This window comes from Paenibacillus melissococcoides, from assembly GCA_944800085.1.
Lineage (GTDB): Bacteria > Bacillota > Bacilli > Paenibacillales > Paenibacillaceae > Paenibacillus_B > Paenibacillus_B melissococcoides.
Genome location: CALYLO010000001.1, coordinates 1,651,103 through 1,667,903, shown reverse-complemented (window position 1 = coordinate 1,667,903; position 16,801 = coordinate 1,651,103). Strand labels below are relative to the sequence as shown.

Sequence of the window (16,801 nt, the reverse complement as noted above, 5' to 3'; positions counted from 1 at the left end):
CGCAGCGATGAAGCTGAAAGCAGCCGAGAGAGAGGAGCATGCAAGATGAAGGGCAGACTATACCGAAAAAAAGCGATGCTATGGGCACTTATCGCGGCCTTGAGCCTGACGGCCGCCTGCGGTAACGGATCCGGAGGCGCGAAGACGGACGCCCAAGGCGGAACGGACGGCAGCGGCACGGAGCCCATCGTGCTTCAGAACGTATCCTATGATCCGACGCGCGAGCTGTACGCGGATTACAACCAAGCCTTTGCGGCGTATTGGCAGAAGAAGACAGGGCAGTCCATTACTGTGAAGCAATCCCATGGCGGCAGCGGCAAGCAGGCGCGTTCCGTTATCGACGGGCTGCAGGCGGATGTCGTCACCCTCGCCCTGGCCTACGATATCGATGCCATCCAACAGGCTGGCCTGATCAAGGACGGCTGGGAGGAGCGGTTGAAGGACAACAGCGCCCCTTATTATTCTACCATCGTCTTCCTCGTGCGGAAGGGCAATCCGAAAGGCATCCGCGATTGGAGCGATCTCGTGAAGCCGGATGTCCAGGTTATCACGCCGAATCCGAAGACCTCGGGCGGCGCGCGCTGGAATTATCTTGCCGCCTGGGGCTATGCGCTCGCGGCAAGCGGCAATGACGAGGAGCGGGCGAAGGAATGGCTGCGCAGCCTCTACCGCAATGTGCCCGTGCTCGACTCCGGCGCTCGCGGCGCGACGACCACCTTCGTCGAGCGCGGCATCGGCGACGTGCTGATCTCGTGGGAGAACGAGGCGTTCCTGGCCACCAACGAGCTGGGGAAGGATAAATTCGAGATCGTGGTGCCGAGCCTCAGCATTCTGGCGGAGCCGCCGGTCGCGGTCGTGGACGAGATCGTGGATAAGCGGGGAACGCGCCAGGCGGCGGAAGCCTACCTCGACTATTTGTATAGCGAGGAAGGGCAAGACATCGCCGCCAAGCATTATTACCGGCCGCGGTTGGAATCCGTTGCCGCCAAGTACGAGCAGCGCTTCCCGCAAGTGAAGCTGCTGACCATCCAGGAGCCGTTCGGCGGCTGGGCCGAGGCCCACAAGAAGCATTTCGCCGACGGCGCGCTGTTCGACGAAATCTATAAACGGTAAACGTTCAATCTCTTGCAAAAAGGAGGCGGCAATGCCCCATGACTGCCACATCACCCCCAAAGCGGCCCCCGCAAAAAGGCAAACCGTATGCAGTCCTGCCCGGATTCCGCATCACGCTCGGATTCACCGTCGGCTATTTGTCGCTGCTCGTGCTCATCCCGCTGTCTGCCGTCGTGCTGAAGTCGCTTGAGCTGAGCTGGAGCGGGTTCTGGGCCGCCGTCTTCGACGAGCGCGTCCTGGCGGCCTATCGCATCAGCTTCGCGACGGCGTTCGCGGCCGGACTGGTCAATGTCGTGTTCGGCTTTATCGTCGCCTGGGTGCTCGTGCGCTACACGTTCCCCGGCAAGCGGCTGATCGACGGCATTATCGATCTGCCGTTCGCGCTGCCGACCGCGGTGGCGGGCATCGCGCTTACGACAATTTACGCCGAGAACGTCTGGATTGGCCGCTGGCTGTACGCGATCAGCATCCCGAGCGCCTACTCCGCGATCGGCATCGCGATCGCCCTCGTCTTCATCGGTCTCCCCTTCGTCGTCCGCACCGTTCAGCCGGTGCTGGAATCATGGGAGACGGAGGTCGAGGAAGCGGCCGCCACGCTCGGCGCGAAGCGGCTGACCGTCTTCCGCCGCATCATCGTGCCGCAGCTCCTTCCGTCGCTCCTGACGGGATTCGCGCTCGCCTTCGCCCGCGGCATCGGGGAATACGGTTCGGTCGTCTTCATCTCCGGCAATATGCCGTACAAGACCGAGATCGCGCCGCTGCTCATCATGACCAAGCTGGAGCAGTATGATTACGCAGGAGCCACCGCCGTCGCGCTCGTCATGCTCATCCTGTCCTTTCTGCTGCAGCTCCTTATCAATACGCTGCAATGGAAGGCGGCGCGCCGCATGACCTCGTTATGAAGCGCATGAATGCCTGCCGAATTCATTCATGGGCAGCCGCCCGTTATTCACATTACTTTCAGCTCGAAGGAGGATTACACGCATGGCCGCTTCTCCGTCCGCCGCCTTCTCCCCTTCCCCGCCGCCGGCATCCCGCAAGCTTGAGCCCCGCGCCGGCTGCACGACCGAATCCCCGCTCGTCCGGCGGCTGCTCATCGCGGTCGCGCTCGGCTTCATCGGTCTCGTCCTGCTGCTCCCGCTCGCAGCCGTCTTCGCGCAGGCGTTCAAGCGCGGCGCGGAGGTCTACTTCGCGGCATTGAACGAGCCGGATGCGCTGTCGGCCATCCGGCTCACGCTGCTGACGGCCCTCATCGTTGTGCCGCTGAATACGATATTCGGCATCGCCGCCGCATGGTGCCTGACCAAGTTCGCCTTTCGCGGCAAGCAATGGCTCATCACGCTCATCGACCTGCCCTTTTCCGTATCGCCGATCATTGCGGGCTTCCTCTTCATTCTGCTGTTCGGCGCCCACGGCTGGTTCGGTTCCTGGCTGGCGGCGCATGATGTGCAGATCGTGTTCGCGCTCCCGGGCATCGTGCTCGCCACGCTGTTCGTCACCTTTCCGTTCGTGGCGCGGGAGCTCGTCCCGATCATGCAAGCTCAGGGCACGCTGGAAGAAGAAGCGGCCGCCACGCTCGGCGCGAAGGGATGGACGATGTTCCGCCGCATTACGCTCCCGAACATCAAATGGGGGCTCCTCTACGGCATTATGATTTGCAACGCCCGCGCCATGGGCGAATTCGGAGCCGTATCGGTCGTATCCGGCCATATCCGCGGCGAGACGAACACGCTCCCCCTGCATGTGGAAATCCTGTATAACGAGTACCAGTTCTCCGCCGCGTTCGCCTCGGCCTCGCTGCTGGTCGCCCTGGCGCTGTTCACGCTCGCGGCGAAGCAATGGCTCGAGCGGACGCGCGCCTGAGCGCGGTCCGGCCTTATCGAAGAACATCTGCGATAGATGTTCTTTTTTTTATTATCTTTTAACCCTGCTAGATAATATAGTTGCATGGCTCCCCTCGGTCATCGGCCACATTCCCCATCTCACGCGATCGTTCAAACGAACAATTTGCCAAAAGATAGAGAGAAGTTTAGTCAAGCCTTCTCCTTTTTTTATACTCTATTAATACGGAAATGAAAGGCGGGTGAAATATTATGAAATTGAAAGCAAACGAAAAGGAGTTGCAACGTTATTTTGAAGGAATGGCTCAACTCATGAAGCAAGCCGTCAAGGAGTCTATCACGGGGGACGAGCTGCAAGGAGACAGGCTCGTTCAAGCGCTTCGGACCGCGATTCGGGAGGAGATGGGGGGCGGAGGGAATCGCGGTTCGAATTCGCCGCTCAAGCCATCGCTCGAGAGATACGTTCATCGCCAGGTTGAATTGACCTCGTTCGGGGGAACGATTCAAGGCATTATCACCGAGGTTGGAGAGGACTATGCAGAAATTAGAGAGTCGGATGGATCGATCGTGCTTGTGCACCTGAATCAAGTCATCTCGTTCCAAATTCAATAAGAGGAAGGTGATCGAAATGAAAGAAAAGCTCCGTTCATTGATTGGAAAGCAAGTCCAGGTGGCAAGCGCATTGGACTTGATAACAGGCATTCTCGTATCCGTCGACGATATGAAGCTGACTGTCCGCACTTCCCGGTTGACGGGATATGACAATGGACAGTATGCCATCTTTCAACTCCATATGGTGTCCTATGTCCGTGTTATCTCATAACAAGCTGAAATAAGGCGGTGAAAATGATGACCTACCCGAGAGTACCCGGTCTAGTAAGTATTGTTATCACAAACTATAACAAATCAGCTTTTTTGACAGATTGCTTGGATGGCCTCCTACGGCAAACTTACCCGAACTGGGAAATCATTCTTGTCGATGATGCCTCGACAGACGATTCTTTGCTGCAGGTGGAGAACTGGCTGGAGGTCAATCGGGAGCAATTGGGCGACCGCACGTTTATAACGGTGCCCCTGCCCCGCAATATCGGCTATGCCGGAGCGGTGACGACCGGCTTCTTTTTGGCTGCGGGAGAATATATCGCGGCCCAGGACTCCGATGATATTTCGCATCATGAACGTCTGGAGCGGCAAGTTCACTTCTTGCTGAGCCGACCGGAAATCGAGGTGGTGGGAACCAACTATGAAGTGTTCCATCACAGTCTGTTGGAGCCGAAATCAAGAGCGGGCTGGATCCGGTACGGGGAACAAATACGCAAAGTATATGCCAACGGCGGCCACTGCGTATGCCATGGAACCATCATGCTTCGCGGGAAGCTGTTCGATGGGATCGGCGGGCATACAAGGAGAATAGAAGGTGCGGAAGACTATGAATTTATTGCCAAGGCGTTGAAGGCAAAGCCCCTGAATATCGCTAATCTGCCGGATGTTCTGTATTATTACCGCAGCCATCCGAATCAGCGGTCCCGGAAATACTTTGGAAAAAATCGGCTGAAGCGCAATGAGAAATAAAGGCTACCGTGTGCTGATGGTGTTGGATAGCTTGGCCGTCGGCGGCACGGAAACCCATGTGCTAAGTCTGGTCAAGGGGCTGCAAGCATTAGGAGTGAAGCCGGTATACTGCGGAGCGAGCGGCTTACTGTACAATTCTTTCGCACAAGCGGGATGCCCGATTCATGCCGTCGATTTAACTGCGGGCGCCTTTATGCTGGATAGCTCGCTGCAGCAGACGATCCGCACCTTGAAGCAGATTATGCGTTACCGCAAAATCGATGTCGTCCATGTGCATCAAACTCCGTCGGGAATGTATGCGGCCATGGCTGCCCAAGAATTGGACATACCTGTCGTCTTTACGGTTCACGGAGCTTATTATCCCGAGGAACAGCTTATCTGCACGGCCCAATACAGCGACGCGGTCATCTCTGTAAGCAAGCCGGTGCAGCGCTATTTGCAAGATATGGGGATCACTTCCCTGCTGGTGCCGAACGGAATCGACCCGGAGGCGTTCTACCCGGCGCCCTCTCATGAACTGCGGAAGTCGCTCCAGATTCCGGATGATGCGAACGTTGTCGTCTATGCAAGCCGGCTGGCCTGGGACAAAGCTATCGTCTGCACGATGTTGATTAAGGCGGCGGAACGGCTGCGCAGCACGGAGCTGCCGAATTTGCATCTGGTCGTGGTCGGCGATGGCATCCAATTTTCCGAAATTTGCGAGATAGTCGATGCCATCCATGATCATACCGGACAAACCTTTATTCATATGGCCGGGAATCAGACGCAGATTCGTGAATATTACGCGCTTGGGGATATCGTAGTGGGCACCGGCCGGGTTGCTCTCGAAGCGATGGCTTGCGGGAAGCCGGTGCTGGCCGTCGGCAACCACGGCTTCTTCGGTCTCGTCGCGCCGGCGGTATACGGACAAGCGTGGGACTGTTATTTCGGCGACCATGATTCCGAATGCAGGGCGACGGAAGACGCAGTCGCCGAATCATTGAAAAAAGCAATGGCCGATCGGGAAGCTCTCAAGGAAATGGGAGCGCACGGCCGAAGATGGACCTTGAAGCATTTTGATATCCATAAAATCGTTGCGCGGATGGATGAAATCTATACGGCCGTTCAAGCCCGAACCCAATGACGGGAGTGTGAGATTAACGTGAAAAAAGTATTGTATCTGGCATGGATTGGATTCAATAATTTGGGCGATGAATGGATGCGAGCCATGTTCGAGCAATTGGCGAAGCTTCATCTGAGCCCGGAGGAATACCAGGTCATTCCCTCGGTACCCGGAGTCGACATCAAAGATGTCACGAAGTATGACACGATTGTCATGGGAGGCGGATCCCTGCTCATACCAGGCTATCTCGATATCTTGCATGACGCCGTGCGGCAAGAAAAACGCGTACTCATCTGGGGCAGCGGCCACGATCGCTTGCACTCGCTCAGCCTCGGCTCCCATGCTCCTCCTGAAAGCGAAGGGTTTTGCCTGAAAATGAGAGAAGTAGTCGATCATGCGGCCTACTGCGGTGTGCGCGGGCCGTGGACATTCGAATATATGCGGCAAATGGGCGTCGCGATGGATCGGGTGACACTGAGCGGCGATCCCGCCATGCTATCGTCCCCGCCAGCGGCAGATTCGGATGACGGGCAGACCGGAGAGCGATGGATCGGGATCAATTGGGGCACATCCTATAACCGGATTTACGGCAAGGATGAAGCGTACGTCGAGGATCAGGTAGCTTCCGCAGCCCGCTTCCTCATCGAGGAAGGCTACAAGATATATGTGTACCCGGCGTGGGGGCCGGACCGGGAGGCATGCAAGCGGCTGTGCAATAAGATCGGCGCTTCCGACAAGGTTGTGTATGATGCGGGAGTGCATTCGTATGAAAAATATATGCAGCTGATCAAAGGGTTTGACCTGACCATCAATTTCAAGCTTCACGCCAGCATTCTGTCCGCGGCGGCGAATGTTCCTTTCATTTGCTTGGGGTACCGGTTCAAATCGTTTGATTTCGCCCATTCCATCGGTCTTCCCCAACTGGCTATCTCCACGGACGCGACGCAGCTCGCCGAGCGGATACGTTACACGGCCGCCTATGCGCTGGCCAACAAGCGGCCGATTATGGAGCAAATCGGCAGCCACCGGCAAGCAGTGAAAGCAAGCTTGGAAAAGCCTTTTTTGGAGCGTTTATTTTAACCGAATGTTAGTCTTGATGACGTCGCCCTTACGAGGCCATCCCGCTTAAGGATGGCCTCTGCCGATCGTGCGCGAGATGAACTGAGCGGCAGTGCAGCAAGTCAGCAGCACCGGCCGCGCATGAATTCATCCGTTTACCGATGCAGCAGCTTCAAAATATCGAGCGGCGTCTCGAAAATGTACCGGGCGTCCTCGAATCCGGATGTCGACTTCGCCCCCCACAGCGCGAGACCGAAATCGACTCCCGCCGCCTTGGCGCACTTCATATCATAGAGTGAGTCCCCGATATAAATCGCGTTCTCCGCTGGGCAATTCATTCGCCGCAGCCCCAATTCAAGCGGTTCCGGGTCGGGCTTGTGCTTGCTCGTATCACTGGCGCACACAACCGCCTGAAAATAATGATCGATGCCGAGCAGATAGAAGCTGTCATTCATTTCTTCTGCCGTCTTGGAGGTTACGATCCCGCATGCCGGAAGCTTGCCAATGACGTCCCGCATTCCCTCGAAAAGGGGAACCTTGCTCATATACGGTTTTTCTTTCTCTACACATGTTTTAATGGCGGCCGAAATGTCTTTCACGTTTAACATTTCCATCGTTTTGTAGCTTGGAATTCCCAGCGAGAACCGAAGCTCGTCCAACCGATACGTAAGACCCAGCTCGGCCAGCGTCTCTTGAAGCGCACGAAGCCCGATAAGCTCCGAATCGATAATGGTGCCATCCAGATCAAAGAGAAAAGCTTGATACATGCCATTCATCCTCCCCTTTCTTTCTTCGCAACCTATCGTACAGGATGAAATGGATTTCAAGTCAAGCCTTGAATATGAAATGCTATACCGAAGATCTTGCAATGATCCGGTAAGGAATCTTCACCTTGTCGCGCGGACGCCGCACCGCCAGGTCGAATGCCTGCTCGCCGACCTGCACGAGCCGATGGTCAATGGAGCACAGATCAAGGGCGACGCCGACGGGCTGGTTCTCCTGCCCCAAGATCGCCAGATCATGCGGTATGGTCAGCCCGATCGAGAGCGCATACCGGTATATCCCGCCGGCCACCTCATCTCCGTTGGCGAATATGGCCGTAGGTCTGTCCTCCAGGCCGAGCAGCTTCTCGGCGGCTTGATACCCATCCTCGAACGAATAGCAATTCGAGATGAAGTAACCGTCCGGCACCTTGCCGAATACGTTCTCATACGCCGCGATCGTCTGCTGCGTGCTCCTGCTCTCCCCTCCCCGGGCCGTCGTGAAGGCCGTTGCGGTATGTCCCTTGTCCTTCAAATACTGAAAAGCGTCCACATAAGAGGCATACCGATCGATATAAGCGCATCCAATCTCGGGATGCTCGGTGAATTCGCAAGCAATCACGGCTCCGTACTCGACATAAGGCAATATCTGTTCCCACTCATTCGCGCGGGAAGTGATGATCACGCCATCCAGCCATTTATTTTTCAGCATATAGAGATATTCCAGCTCTTTGCTCTTATCGTATTTCGTCGGCAGCACGGCGACCGAATAATCCAGCTCCCGGGATCGGTTCAATGCCCCATGCAGCATCTGATCGAAGGCCTGATTGTTAGTGTACGGCATGATGACCCCGATCATTCGCGTCTCCCCTCGAATCAAGCCAATCGCATTGCGGTTGGGAGCGAAGCTCCATTCATCGATAACCTTCTGCACGGCCTTTCTTTTTTCTTCAGACACATATTTGTAATTGTTAAGCACTCTGGATACGGTGGACACCGATACCCCGGCTTTCTTCGCGATATCATGGATATTCGTCACAGGATCATATCCTCCTTATATGAGCCCCGTTATTGAGGAACCAAGTATGGCTTCTTCTATCATAGCGATATTATGCCTCTCTGGGCAAATGCCGTGAGCGAAATGGGGAGGAGCGGATAGACTAATGTTGAGATGAACCACGCAAACAGGAGGTCACCAATGAGTCCACATGATTTTCACCAGCTCAGCTGGTGCTGTATGAACAAGTATGTCGGAATCCGCACGAAGGACGGCCATTGTTATGACGGATTTATCGCCCATGTTGATCAAGATGGAATCACGCTGGCGATTCCTACCGAACAGATGATGACCGACATGAGCGGGATGCCGGCGCAGCCTTCCTACTACAGACAATTCGGCTTCTACCCGGGCTTTTTCCCGAGACGGCGCTTCTTTCATCGCCGAATTCCTTTCTTCAGCTTCGTGGATCTGTTTCTTCTTCCTTTTTTCATTTAAACAACAGAGAGGACGGCGCCGGGAAAAGCGGCAGCTGGTGGATGAGGCAATGAAATCCTGCGTCGATGCAGGAATTTACGCTGTTTGATCCGATATTTTTTAAATTGATGAAAAAAGGCATCATTTCCGCATATTTTTGCTTTATATCTATTGCATAGGCTGAAATTGATGCGGTGTTGCAGGAATGGCTGTAACGGAGTAACCGCCATAAAGGAAAACTGCATCTTTGCCGTTTTCCGGCAAGTCGAGCTTTGAGAATCAGGGGGCTGTCTCACTATGGCTATATGGGACACCCCCAATTTGAATAAAAATACCGCATATTATACGTATTTCATCGGCTTCATAATCCCATAAAAAACCAGATCTTCAAAAGAGCCGTTTTTATAAACATGATCTTTTAGAGTGCCTTCGTATAACATCCCGCACTTTTCCATGATCTTTCCAGATGCGGGATTTGATCGAAAATGACAAGCATAAACACGATGGTAACTCTTCTCTTTAAAAGCAAATTCTAAAACTGCTATGGCTGCTTCTGTCGCATATCCATTTCCCCAAAATTCTTCTCCTATCCAGTAAGCGATTTCACCATTTTTGTGTTGCTTATGATTTGAAAGAGCAATAGCGCCATATAGCTGTCCGCTGTTTTTGTCCGTTATGGCGAATTCGTACCTTCGGTCTAATTCAAAGTTTTGCTCATGAGTTGCAATCCACGAAAGCGCGCATTCCAAAGGATAGGGATAGGGTAAACTCAAAGTGCTTTTGTATAGATTATAATTATTTTGCCGCCCATTATATAACATTTATGCTGTGGATTACTACCCCTCCAAGCAATAAAAGCCGTCAGATGAGATCTGCGGCTTTTTTCATGTTGCTTGCTTTCTAAGCGGTTAACTTATTAGCCTAACATAGACAATATATTGACTAATATGCCCTATAGATCTATACTCATATAGACAAGATCTTGTCTAATAATGGAGGGCACTAATAATGAGCTATTCAAAAGAATTAGAAGCTTTACATATGATGCAGCAAATTTACGCTTCTCTTTTCTCGGTAACCAACAAAGTACAGGTTCAAGGCGATTGCTATTTTAACGGTCTGACCGCTCGCCAATTTTTGACTTTACTTGCCATTTTGCACTTGCCCGAAGACGAAACAACTTTTAAAAATATCGCAATGAAACTAGGAACAACCAAACAAAATATTAGCAGCCTGGTATCAAGTCTCAAGGAAAAAGGGGTTGTAACCTTAAAGCCAAGCAAGTTGGACAAAAGAGCTAACAATGTTTTGGTAACGGAACGGGGCAAGGATATCTTGCTCTCGTGCGGCAAAGCAAGCATCTACTTTATGGCCGATATTTTTCAAAAGTTCACACATGAAGAATTAAAAACATTTTGGACACTATTGCAGAAATTATATCAATTTGACGGGGTTAGCCAGAGCGGATTGGAAGAAGATGTCAGCTGTAAATTGGATCAAGCAGTCACGAATGATTATCTGGAAGCATTGGAGTATTTCAAATGGAGGAGAGAACAGAATGGGGTTTAATTCCGATGTATTGCATCTCGTCGAAAAGAACACAAAAAAGAAGAAGCGGGAAAATATGTTGATGACGATAGGATTCGTCTCCGGTGAAGATACAATAATCAAAGTGTATGATCATCACGGCGAAATGAAGGATGCGCCATCCTATAACTATGAAATAGGATCGGTTACGAAAACGTTCACCACATCGTTAATGGCCAAATTTGCTTCAGAAAACAGACTGGACTTAAATGATTCCATACAAAAATACTTGAAGGATCTGCCCCACAATCAATATTATCCAACCTTGAAGAGATTAGCGACTCATACTTCCGGATATTCTTCGTTTGTTCCTTTTCAACTAACAGAGTATATGAACATGCTTGTCGGAGCCGTGGTCAAGGGCTGCATAAAAAACAATCCATTTTACGATAAAAGTCAAATAAATTGGATGTCGATTATCCAGTCCAAACAATTAAAGGATCAAGACTATAAATATGCCTACTCCAATTTTGGCATCAGTATTTTAGGTCATATACTGAGTTTGCTGGCGAACAAGAATTACTCGGCAGCAATGGATGACTTTATAGCGAATGATCTCGGACTAAGTAATACCTATGTTGGGACATATAGAAAGACGAACCTTCATGGGTATAATAAAGCAAATCAAGATTGCGGGAATTGGCAATGGGGAACGGACAACTTTTTTGCCCCTTCTGGCGCTATCACATCGACTGCCGAAGATTTACTGCTTTATGTCAAGCATCAGATGGGCAACGAGAAGCCCTATCTTTCTCTATGTCATCAAAAACATGCTGCAGCAACGAAGAAATTCGATATCGGGCTTGGATGGGAAATCCATAAAAATTCTAATCTGATTTATAAGGATGGCGGCACTGGATGCTTCACCTCTTATGTCGGCTTTGAGAAAAGCAAAAGAAGAGGAGCCGTTGTGTTATCCAATTATCTTTTACTGAATATCGCCAAAATCGGAGAAGCACTGCTAACCAAGTGAACAATGCTTCTGCCCGAATTCACCCCCGATAGTCAATGACCTCTCCCCAGCTCCAATGCTCGTAATAAGCGTCAGGAACCGTCAGATCGCTAATCCACTGCGCCGCACGTCTACCATCCTCCGGTTGAGCCAGCATCACGTGCGCCTTGCTTCGGTCGGCACGTATCCAGGCGAGGCTTCCTGGATCCCTCAGAAGGACCGGGAAGAAATCTCCGACATTTCGAGGCGGACGAGTAAGCTCTGGCTGCCGCCCTCCTCCTAGATTTACGAGCACCAGAGAAGGAAGCGGGCGCTCGCTTGGTTCGCCGGACCAGGCGGCTTCCTTCGCCCGGGCGGCGACCAGAGTCTCATGGTCCAGCCAAGCGAGATCCCGATCGGCATAGCCCGCGGGCGTATATGATTTTTGCAGAAGCGACGGCATGCCGTTCAAGACGGTAAGCAGCTTATTGCTTGTCGCTTCCCGTCCATAGCCTTCGATATAGGCGAGCGTGCTGCCTTGCGGCCCCCACTGGAACCACTCATCATAGTTCAGCATTTGCCCCGCCTTCAAGAATGTCTCTGCGTCCGCGGACAACAAGCATAACATATTGCCGTCTGCCGACAACGACGCCGTCGGAACGGCGATGAACGCGATCCATTTTCCGTCCGCCGACCATTTGAAGCGGCTTGTCGTGACCGCGAAGAAGTCCTGTGCTTGGCTTTTGATGGTATAAAATAACTCGCTGCGTCCGTCCGGGTGCAGACTCACGGTATACAATCCGATATCCGACCATGTTCCGTCCCCAGCAGGCGAGCTTCCACAGAGTATAGCAGACTTGCGCCATCCGGCTTCCAGGAAAAGTTGCCGGCATGTTCCGCGATGCGCTGCGGCTTCCGCTTGCCTTCCGCATCGATGACGTACAGAGTGCGACGAGCTTCTTGCGATTGGAAAGCCAAGACGTTGCGCGATGGCGACCACTGTACGTTATACCCCTGGCCCGCCTGGCGCATCTTGCCCGTCGCGGCATGATACAGCCATATTTCCTTCTCCTCCTTGCCCTTCGAGAAGGCCAGCCAGCTCCCATCATGGGACCAGCGCGGATTTCGGATAAATTCTCCGCGGGTCAGCCGCTTCTCCTCGGAGCCGATCGCAATCCACAGATCATTGCCGCGGATAAATGCGGCTGCCGCTTTCTGTTCCGCAACGTTGTCCGCCCGGCTGATCGCTGGCAAGCACGAGCATAGTAAAGCGAAGACGATAAGGGCGATCAAGCGGTTTTTCATGGGAACTCCTCCTGCCGAATCCGATCATCCTGCACAATCTAGCGTTCCCCATGATGCCAAAATTATGACAGCCGAGCCTTGGCCCCAATGCGTTGTTTCCATAAGCCGCTGAAGACGGAAAGCATTCCTTGCATGCGGCCGCCGATGCCGGAGCACAATAAAAACGGTGTGCGAATGCCATTATTCAAGTGTCCATTAAGGGGGTGGGATGGGGATGAACGGAGTGTTTGGTTTTTTGAAAAATTGGAATAATCGGAAAACGCTTTGGTCTTTATTGGCGATTGGCGTCGGAGCGGCAGCCGTCGGATTAACGCAGCAGCGCATGCGCATGAACGGAAGAAGAAACCAACCCTTAAAGCAGCTTCGCAAAAAGCTCCGCACCGGATAGCAAAAAAATAACAGCCAGTCCCTTCGCAGGTCTGGCTGTTATTCCATGAGACGCCGTTACATTCGCACATGCTTGCGGACGTATTGTCCCGTGACAGAGTGCGGATTCAGGCAGCACCCCGTTCACAAATAGGCAATTATTAAACGTTTTTCTAATAAGATAGACCGTTCCATGCCTCCTATGAAAAAAAGCCTCCGGCACTATCACGGCCAGAGGCTTGGTATCCTTTAATTCTTCTTCATCATCACCGGTCCACTCTTGCTTGTCTTCGCTTCCCGCTTCAATTGAGCAATCAGTTCCTCCACGGTGATGCCCTTTTCCTTCGCCAGCTCTTCCAGGCTTGTCACGCTCACCGCGATCTCGGCGCCATCACCGGCTATATTTTTGCTGAGCATCTGCCGCTTGGCTTGACCGCCGGACACGGCTTCTGCTCGGATCGTTGACGATGCGGACGTTACTTGAAGCTGCGCCTGAAATCCGTGATTCGCGGCCTTCCCATTCGCTTCTGCCGCAGACGCCTTCACCATTTTGCTGGCGATGGTGCCGCTCGGAACTTCCGCCGCATAGGCCGAGCCGGCCATAGCAAAAACAGCTAACGATGCGATACCTGCGGTCAATCTTTTTTTCATATGAATCTCCTCCTGATGGTGATTGCTGCTGCAATCCTGTTTTTTTCCTGCCGCTATCCGTACGAGAACCCTTTGTCATACGTTGCGGCGGCTACAATCCATACAATACAGGGGGAATGTGTCAGCATTAAGGCAGGCTCAACATGGAAATAAACGATTCATCGGTTCCATAACTAGATAATAGAATCCGAGGATATACGAGTTTCCTGACCTACGGGGAGATTGGTAAAAGGAACTCTGAACATATACGACTCCTTGACCTATAGGGAGATTGGCGGTATCCGTTGAGCAGATCGGCAATCGCTTCCTCGTCTTCGATAATTAATATTTTGGTCTTGTCCATCATCCCACCGCAATCTAGTGACATGGCAGCACAGGGATATTCCTTGACCGCTCCCGTCCCTGAATCGGAAGCATCTGGCGTTGCCGTACCGGGCAGGATCTGAAGTATAATTGATATATCCAATTTCGTTATCTTGCTATTCTATTCTTATTTGCGTACAAACGTGCGAAGGATATACTAGGGGTGGAGGTGAACGCCCATGCCGGAGTCGGTAACCGATGAAATGTGGCAGGCCATCGTCAGCAATAACAGCGCTTATGACGGACAATTCTGGTACGCCGTGAAGTCGACGGGCATATTTTGCCGCCCTTCCTGCAAGTCCAGGCCGCCCAAGCGCGAGAATGTCGGCTTCTTCCGCAGTCCGGAAGCGGCGCTCTCCGCCCGCTACCGCCCATGCAAGCGCTGCAAGCCGACCGGACAGCGGCTGCCGGATGACGAATGGATTGCGATAGTGACCGCGTATATCGACCGGAATTATGCGGAGAAGCTAACACTCCGCCGCCTGGCCGAGATTAGCCACGGAAGTCCCTATCATTTGCACCGGATTTTCAAAAAAATCATGGGCATGACCCCGGTTGAATATGTCCAGCGGCGGCGGATTGGGCAAGCCAAGGAACTGCTTCGATCAACGAAGCTGGCCATCGCCGAGGTCGGGCAGTCCGTCGGGTTGTCCAATCCCCCCTACTTCATTACCTTGTTCAAACAGACCGCCGGGTGCACTCCGGCCGAGTACCGGAAGCGGCAGGCGGATACGGAGGAGGATAGCGATTATGGAAAAGAAAGCTGATACGCCGATCTATTGGTCCGCTGTCGAATGCGAGGAGTGGAATCTTATCCTTGCGGCGACAGACACCGGACTTTGTTATGTCGGCTCTCCGGGCCAGCCGCTCGATGCCATCGCCGAATGGGCAGGCCGCCGCTGGCCGGCCAGACTGCTGCAGCGGGATGACGGGAAGCTGCAGCCCTATGCGGAGGAGCTTGCCGGCTTTTTGCAGGGCAAGCAGCGCAGCTTCGCCATGCCGTTGGACTTGCAGGGAACGCCTTTTCAAATGGCGGTCTGGCGTGCGCTCTGCGGCATTCCATATGGAGAGACGCTCTCCTATTCGGAGCTTGCCGAGCAGCTTCAGCGTCCGTCGGCTGTACGGGCCGTCGGAACGGCCATCGGGGCCAATCCCGTCCTTATCACCGTGCCTTGCCACCGCGTCATCGGCAAGGACGGAGCGCTGACGGGCTACCGCGGCGGCCTGGACATGAAAGCGAAGCTGCTGCGGCTGGAACGGGACGTCCTGTCGGCAGAAGGAGGGCGGATGCATGCTTGACCGCCTGGCACAACGGATGTCGCGGCTTGACTGGAGCTCCGTCCGGCGCTCGCTGGACGAGCACGGCTATGCGAAGCTTCCTGCGGTGCTCGATGCAGCCGCCTGCGAGCATATTATCGGCACCTATCCGGAGGAAGCGAACTTCCGCAAGACGATCTCCATGGCGAGATACCGCTTCGGAATCGGGGAATACAAATATTATGATGCGCCGCTTCCGCTGCTGCAGCAGCTCAGAGAATCGCTGTACCCGGAGCTGGCCCGCATAGCCAATGACTGGCTCGAGCGGCTCGGACGCGGCGGCGCGGCATATCCGGAACGGCTGGCCGAATTCCTGGAGCGCTGGGCATCATCTTCCATGATGCGAAGTAAAGGAGGACGGACATGAAGCCGGGTTGCGCTTACAAATCGCCGAAGACCATTCTCAATAAAGGCACCGGATTCCTGTCGGGCTACAGCTACTCGCTTAATCCCTACACAGGGTGCGCGTTCGGCTGTTCCTATTGCTATGTGCGCCGCATGCCGGTATCCATCTACCGCGAAGAGGAATGGGGAAGCTGGATCGATGTCAAGCAGAACGCGGCGGAGCTGTTCCGGAAGGAATACCGCCGGGCGAAGGAGAAAGGGCCTGTCACCATCTTCATGTCATCCAGCACCGATCCGTATCAGCCGATCGAGCATAAAGAGCGGATTACCCGGTCGCTGCTGGAGATTATGGCCGAGTGTCCCCCCGACTTCCTGCTCGTGCAGACGCGCAGCCCGCTCGTGCACAGAGATATCGATCTGCTCGTCCGCCTTGGCGATGCCGTTCGCGTCAGCATGACGGTGGAGACGGATCTGGAAGAGATACGCAAGCACTTCTCCCCCCAAGCTCCCCCCATTCCGGCACGGCTCAAGACGCTCGAGCTGCTGGCGGAAGCCGGGGTGCCGGCCCAGGCCACGATCGCGCCGGTGCTGCCGAGCAGCGAAGCGTTCGGGGCCGTGCTGCGCCCGCTCGTGAACCGGGTATGCATCGACGATTATTTTATGGGCGACGGGAGCGGCGGCAAGAGAACCCGCCAATTGAACATGCAAGCGTTGTACCGGAAGCTGGGATTGGAGGAATGGTATCATCCCTCCGCCTACCGCATCGTCTACGATCGGCTGCGGCGGCATTTCTCCGAGGAGGAGCTGTACATCAGCCAGGCGGGATTCGAGCCTTGACGCTCTGTGCGTCAGCCCATGCGCCGAAGATATGACCGGGGTAAAAAAAGAAGCAGAGCCGTGTCGGCAACGTGCAGCGTGGCGGAATGTCTCTGCTTCTTCGCGTTTCATGCCGATGAATTGTGCCGCAGCCTTGCCCTTGTCGCCGCAAGTTATCGGCGCAGAGCCGAGCGCACC

The 16,801-nt window shown here is 53.8% G+C and carries 22 protein-coding genes; 16 read left to right on the top strand and 6 right to left on the bottom strand.

Annotation, left to right across the window (positions count from 1 at the left end):
• Positions 1-45: 45 nt before the first annotated feature.
• The 8 genes from OCY70_RS07775 to OCY70_RS07740 all read left to right on the top strand — a co-directional run bounded on the left by OCY70_RS07775 (position 46) and on the right by OCY70_RS07740 (position 6,708).
• The gene (locus tag OCY70_RS07775) at positions 46-1,113 is read left to right on the top strand and encodes a sulfate ABC transporter substrate-binding protein (protein ID WP_213426783.1); all 1,068 of its coding nucleotides are present in this window, start codon (positions 46-48) and stop codon (positions 1,111-1,113) included.
• A gap of 38 nt (positions 1,114-1,151) precedes the next feature.
• On the top strand, positions 1,152-2,015 hold the full coding sequence (gene cysT, locus OCY70_RS07770; RefSeq protein ID WP_213426784.1) for a sulfate ABC transporter permease subunit CysT: 864 nt from the start codon (positions 1,152-1,154) through the stop codon (positions 2,013-2,015).
• A gap of 82 nt (positions 2,016-2,097) precedes the next feature.
• Positions 2,098-2,976, top strand: a complete 879-nt coding sequence (gene cysW / locus OCY70_RS07765; RefSeq protein WP_213426785.1) for a sulfate ABC transporter permease subunit CysW — start codon at positions 2,098-2,100, stop codon at positions 2,974-2,976.
• Positions 2,977-3,206: 230 nt separating this feature from the next.
• Positions 3,207-3,566 (top strand): hypothetical protein, encoded by a 360-nt coding sequence (locus OCY70_RS07760; protein ID WP_213426786.1) that lies wholly within the window; start codon positions 3,207-3,209, stop codon positions 3,564-3,566.
• A gap of 16 nt (positions 3,567-3,582) precedes the next feature.
• Complete coding sequence (locus OCY70_RS07755; protein ID WP_213426787.1) at positions 3,583-3,777, top strand: hypothetical protein; 195 nt, start codon at positions 3,583-3,585, stop codon at positions 3,775-3,777.
• A 26-nt stretch (positions 3,778-3,803) separates the two neighbouring features.
• Positions 3,804-4,526, top strand: coding sequence for a glycosyltransferase family 2 protein (locus OCY70_RS07750; RefSeq protein ID WP_213426788.1), 723 nt, complete (start codon positions 3,804-3,806; stop codon positions 4,524-4,526).
• Positions 4,516-5,649, top strand: coding sequence for a glycosyltransferase family 4 protein (locus tag OCY70_RS07745; protein WP_213426789.1), 1,134 nt, complete (start codon positions 4,516-4,518; stop codon positions 5,647-5,649). The genes OCY70_RS07750 and OCY70_RS07745 overlap by 11 nt, the downstream gene beginning before the upstream one ends.
• Before the next feature lie 18 nt (positions 5,650-5,667).
• Positions 5,668-6,708, top strand: coding sequence for a polysaccharide pyruvyl transferase family protein (locus tag OCY70_RS07740; protein ID WP_213426790.1), 1,041 nt, complete (start codon positions 5,668-5,670; stop codon positions 6,706-6,708).
• A gap of 134 nt (positions 6,709-6,842) precedes the next feature.
• On the opposite strand, the gene OCY70_RS07735 is transcribed toward OCY70_RS07740, so the two are convergent.
• Together OCY70_RS07735 and OCY70_RS07730 are read right to left on the bottom strand one after the other, a co-directional pair.
• Positions 6,843-7,454: an HAD family hydrolase gene (locus OCY70_RS07735; protein WP_213426791.1), complete on the bottom strand. Its 612-nt coding sequence runs from the start codon at positions 7,452-7,454 to the stop codon at positions 6,843-6,845.
• 82 nt (positions 7,455-7,536) lie between these two features.
• On the bottom strand, positions 7,537-8,487 hold the full coding sequence (locus OCY70_RS07730; protein ID WP_213426792.1) for a LacI family DNA-binding transcriptional regulator: 951 nt from the start codon (positions 8,485-8,487) through the stop codon (positions 7,537-7,539).
• Positions 8,488-8,646: 159 nt separating this feature from the next.
• Between OCY70_RS07730 and OCY70_RS07725 the strand changes: the two genes are divergently transcribed.
• On the top strand, positions 8,647-8,943 hold the full coding sequence (locus tag OCY70_RS07725) for a phosphatidylinositol kinase (RefSeq protein ID WP_213426793.1): 297 nt from the start codon (positions 8,647-8,649) through the stop codon (positions 8,941-8,943).
• Between the two features lie 320 nt (positions 8,944-9,263).
• On the opposite strand, the gene OCY70_RS07720 is transcribed toward OCY70_RS07725, so the two are convergent.
• Complete coding sequence (locus OCY70_RS07720) at positions 9,264-9,743, bottom strand: GNAT family N-acetyltransferase (RefSeq protein WP_213426794.1); 480 nt, start codon at positions 9,741-9,743, stop codon at positions 9,264-9,266.
• 187 nt (positions 9,744-9,930) lie between these two features.
• Here OCY70_RS07720 and OCY70_RS07715 point away from each other — a divergent pair, with 187 nt between their 5' ends.
• The gene (locus tag OCY70_RS07715) at positions 9,931-10,491 is read left to right on the top strand and encodes a MarR family winged helix-turn-helix transcriptional regulator (RefSeq protein ID WP_213426795.1); all 561 of its coding nucleotides are present in this window, start codon (positions 9,931-9,933) and stop codon (positions 10,489-10,491) included.
• A complete protein-coding gene (locus OCY70_RS07710) occupies positions 10,481-11,482 on the top strand; it encodes a serine hydrolase domain-containing protein (protein ID WP_213426796.1) in 1,002 nt (333 codons plus the stop codon). Before OCY70_RS07715 ends, OCY70_RS07710 begins: the two co-directional genes overlap by 11 nt.
• A 19-nt stretch (positions 11,483-11,501) precedes the next feature.
• Here OCY70_RS07710 and OCY70_RS07705 read toward each other — a convergent pair whose 3' ends face one another.
• Together OCY70_RS07705 and OCY70_RS07700 are read right to left on the bottom strand one after the other, a co-directional pair.
• A complete protein-coding gene (locus OCY70_RS07705) occupies positions 11,502-12,230 on the bottom strand; it encodes a hypothetical protein (protein WP_249724607.1) in 729 nt (242 codons plus the stop codon).
• Positions 12,227-12,745 (bottom strand): TolB family protein, encoded by a 519-nt coding sequence (locus OCY70_RS07700; protein WP_249724610.1) that lies wholly within the window; start codon positions 12,743-12,745, stop codon positions 12,227-12,229. Before OCY70_RS07700 ends, OCY70_RS07705 begins: the two co-directional genes overlap by 4 nt.
• A gap of 214 nt (positions 12,746-12,959) precedes the next feature.
• Here OCY70_RS07700 and OCY70_RS07695 point away from each other — a divergent pair, with 214 nt between their 5' ends.
• A complete protein-coding gene (locus OCY70_RS07695; RefSeq protein ID WP_213426797.1) occupies positions 12,960-13,133 on the top strand; it encodes a DUF3918 family protein in 174 nt (57 codons plus the stop codon).
• Between the two features lie 227 nt (positions 13,134-13,360).
• Here the strand turns inward: OCY70_RS07695 and OCY70_RS07690 are convergent, their stop codons facing one another.
• The gene (locus OCY70_RS07690) at positions 13,361-13,762 is read right to left on the bottom strand and encodes a hypothetical protein (RefSeq protein ID WP_213426798.1); all 402 of its coding nucleotides are present in this window, start codon (positions 13,760-13,762) and stop codon (positions 13,361-13,363) included.
• Positions 13,763-14,304: 542 nt separating this feature from the next.
• Between OCY70_RS07690 and OCY70_RS07685 the strand changes: the two genes are divergently transcribed.
• From OCY70_RS07685 to OCY70_RS07670, 4 genes are read left to right on the top strand one after another with little or no spacing between them, the layout of a single operon-like run.
• A complete protein-coding gene (locus OCY70_RS07685; protein ID WP_213426799.1) occupies positions 14,305-14,892 on the top strand; it encodes a bifunctional transcriptional activator/DNA repair enzyme AdaA in 588 nt (195 codons plus the stop codon).
• Complete coding sequence (locus OCY70_RS07680) at positions 14,876-15,424, top strand: methylated-DNA--[protein]-cysteine S-methyltransferase (protein ID WP_213426800.1); 549 nt, start codon at positions 14,876-14,878, stop codon at positions 15,422-15,424. Before OCY70_RS07685 ends, OCY70_RS07680 begins: the two co-directional genes overlap by 17 nt.
• Entirely contained in the window at positions 15,417-15,809 is a 393-nt protein-coding gene (locus OCY70_RS07675; RefSeq protein ID WP_261944665.1) for a 2OG-Fe(II) oxygenase, read from the top strand. The genes OCY70_RS07680 and OCY70_RS07675 overlap by 8 nt, the downstream gene beginning before the upstream one ends.
• Positions 15,806-16,624: an SPL family radical SAM protein gene (locus OCY70_RS07670; protein WP_213426801.1), complete on the top strand. Its 819-nt coding sequence runs from the start codon at positions 15,806-15,808 to the stop codon at positions 16,622-16,624. Before OCY70_RS07675 ends, OCY70_RS07670 begins: the two co-directional genes overlap by 4 nt.
• The last annotated feature ends 177 nt before the right edge of the window (positions 16,625-16,801 follow it).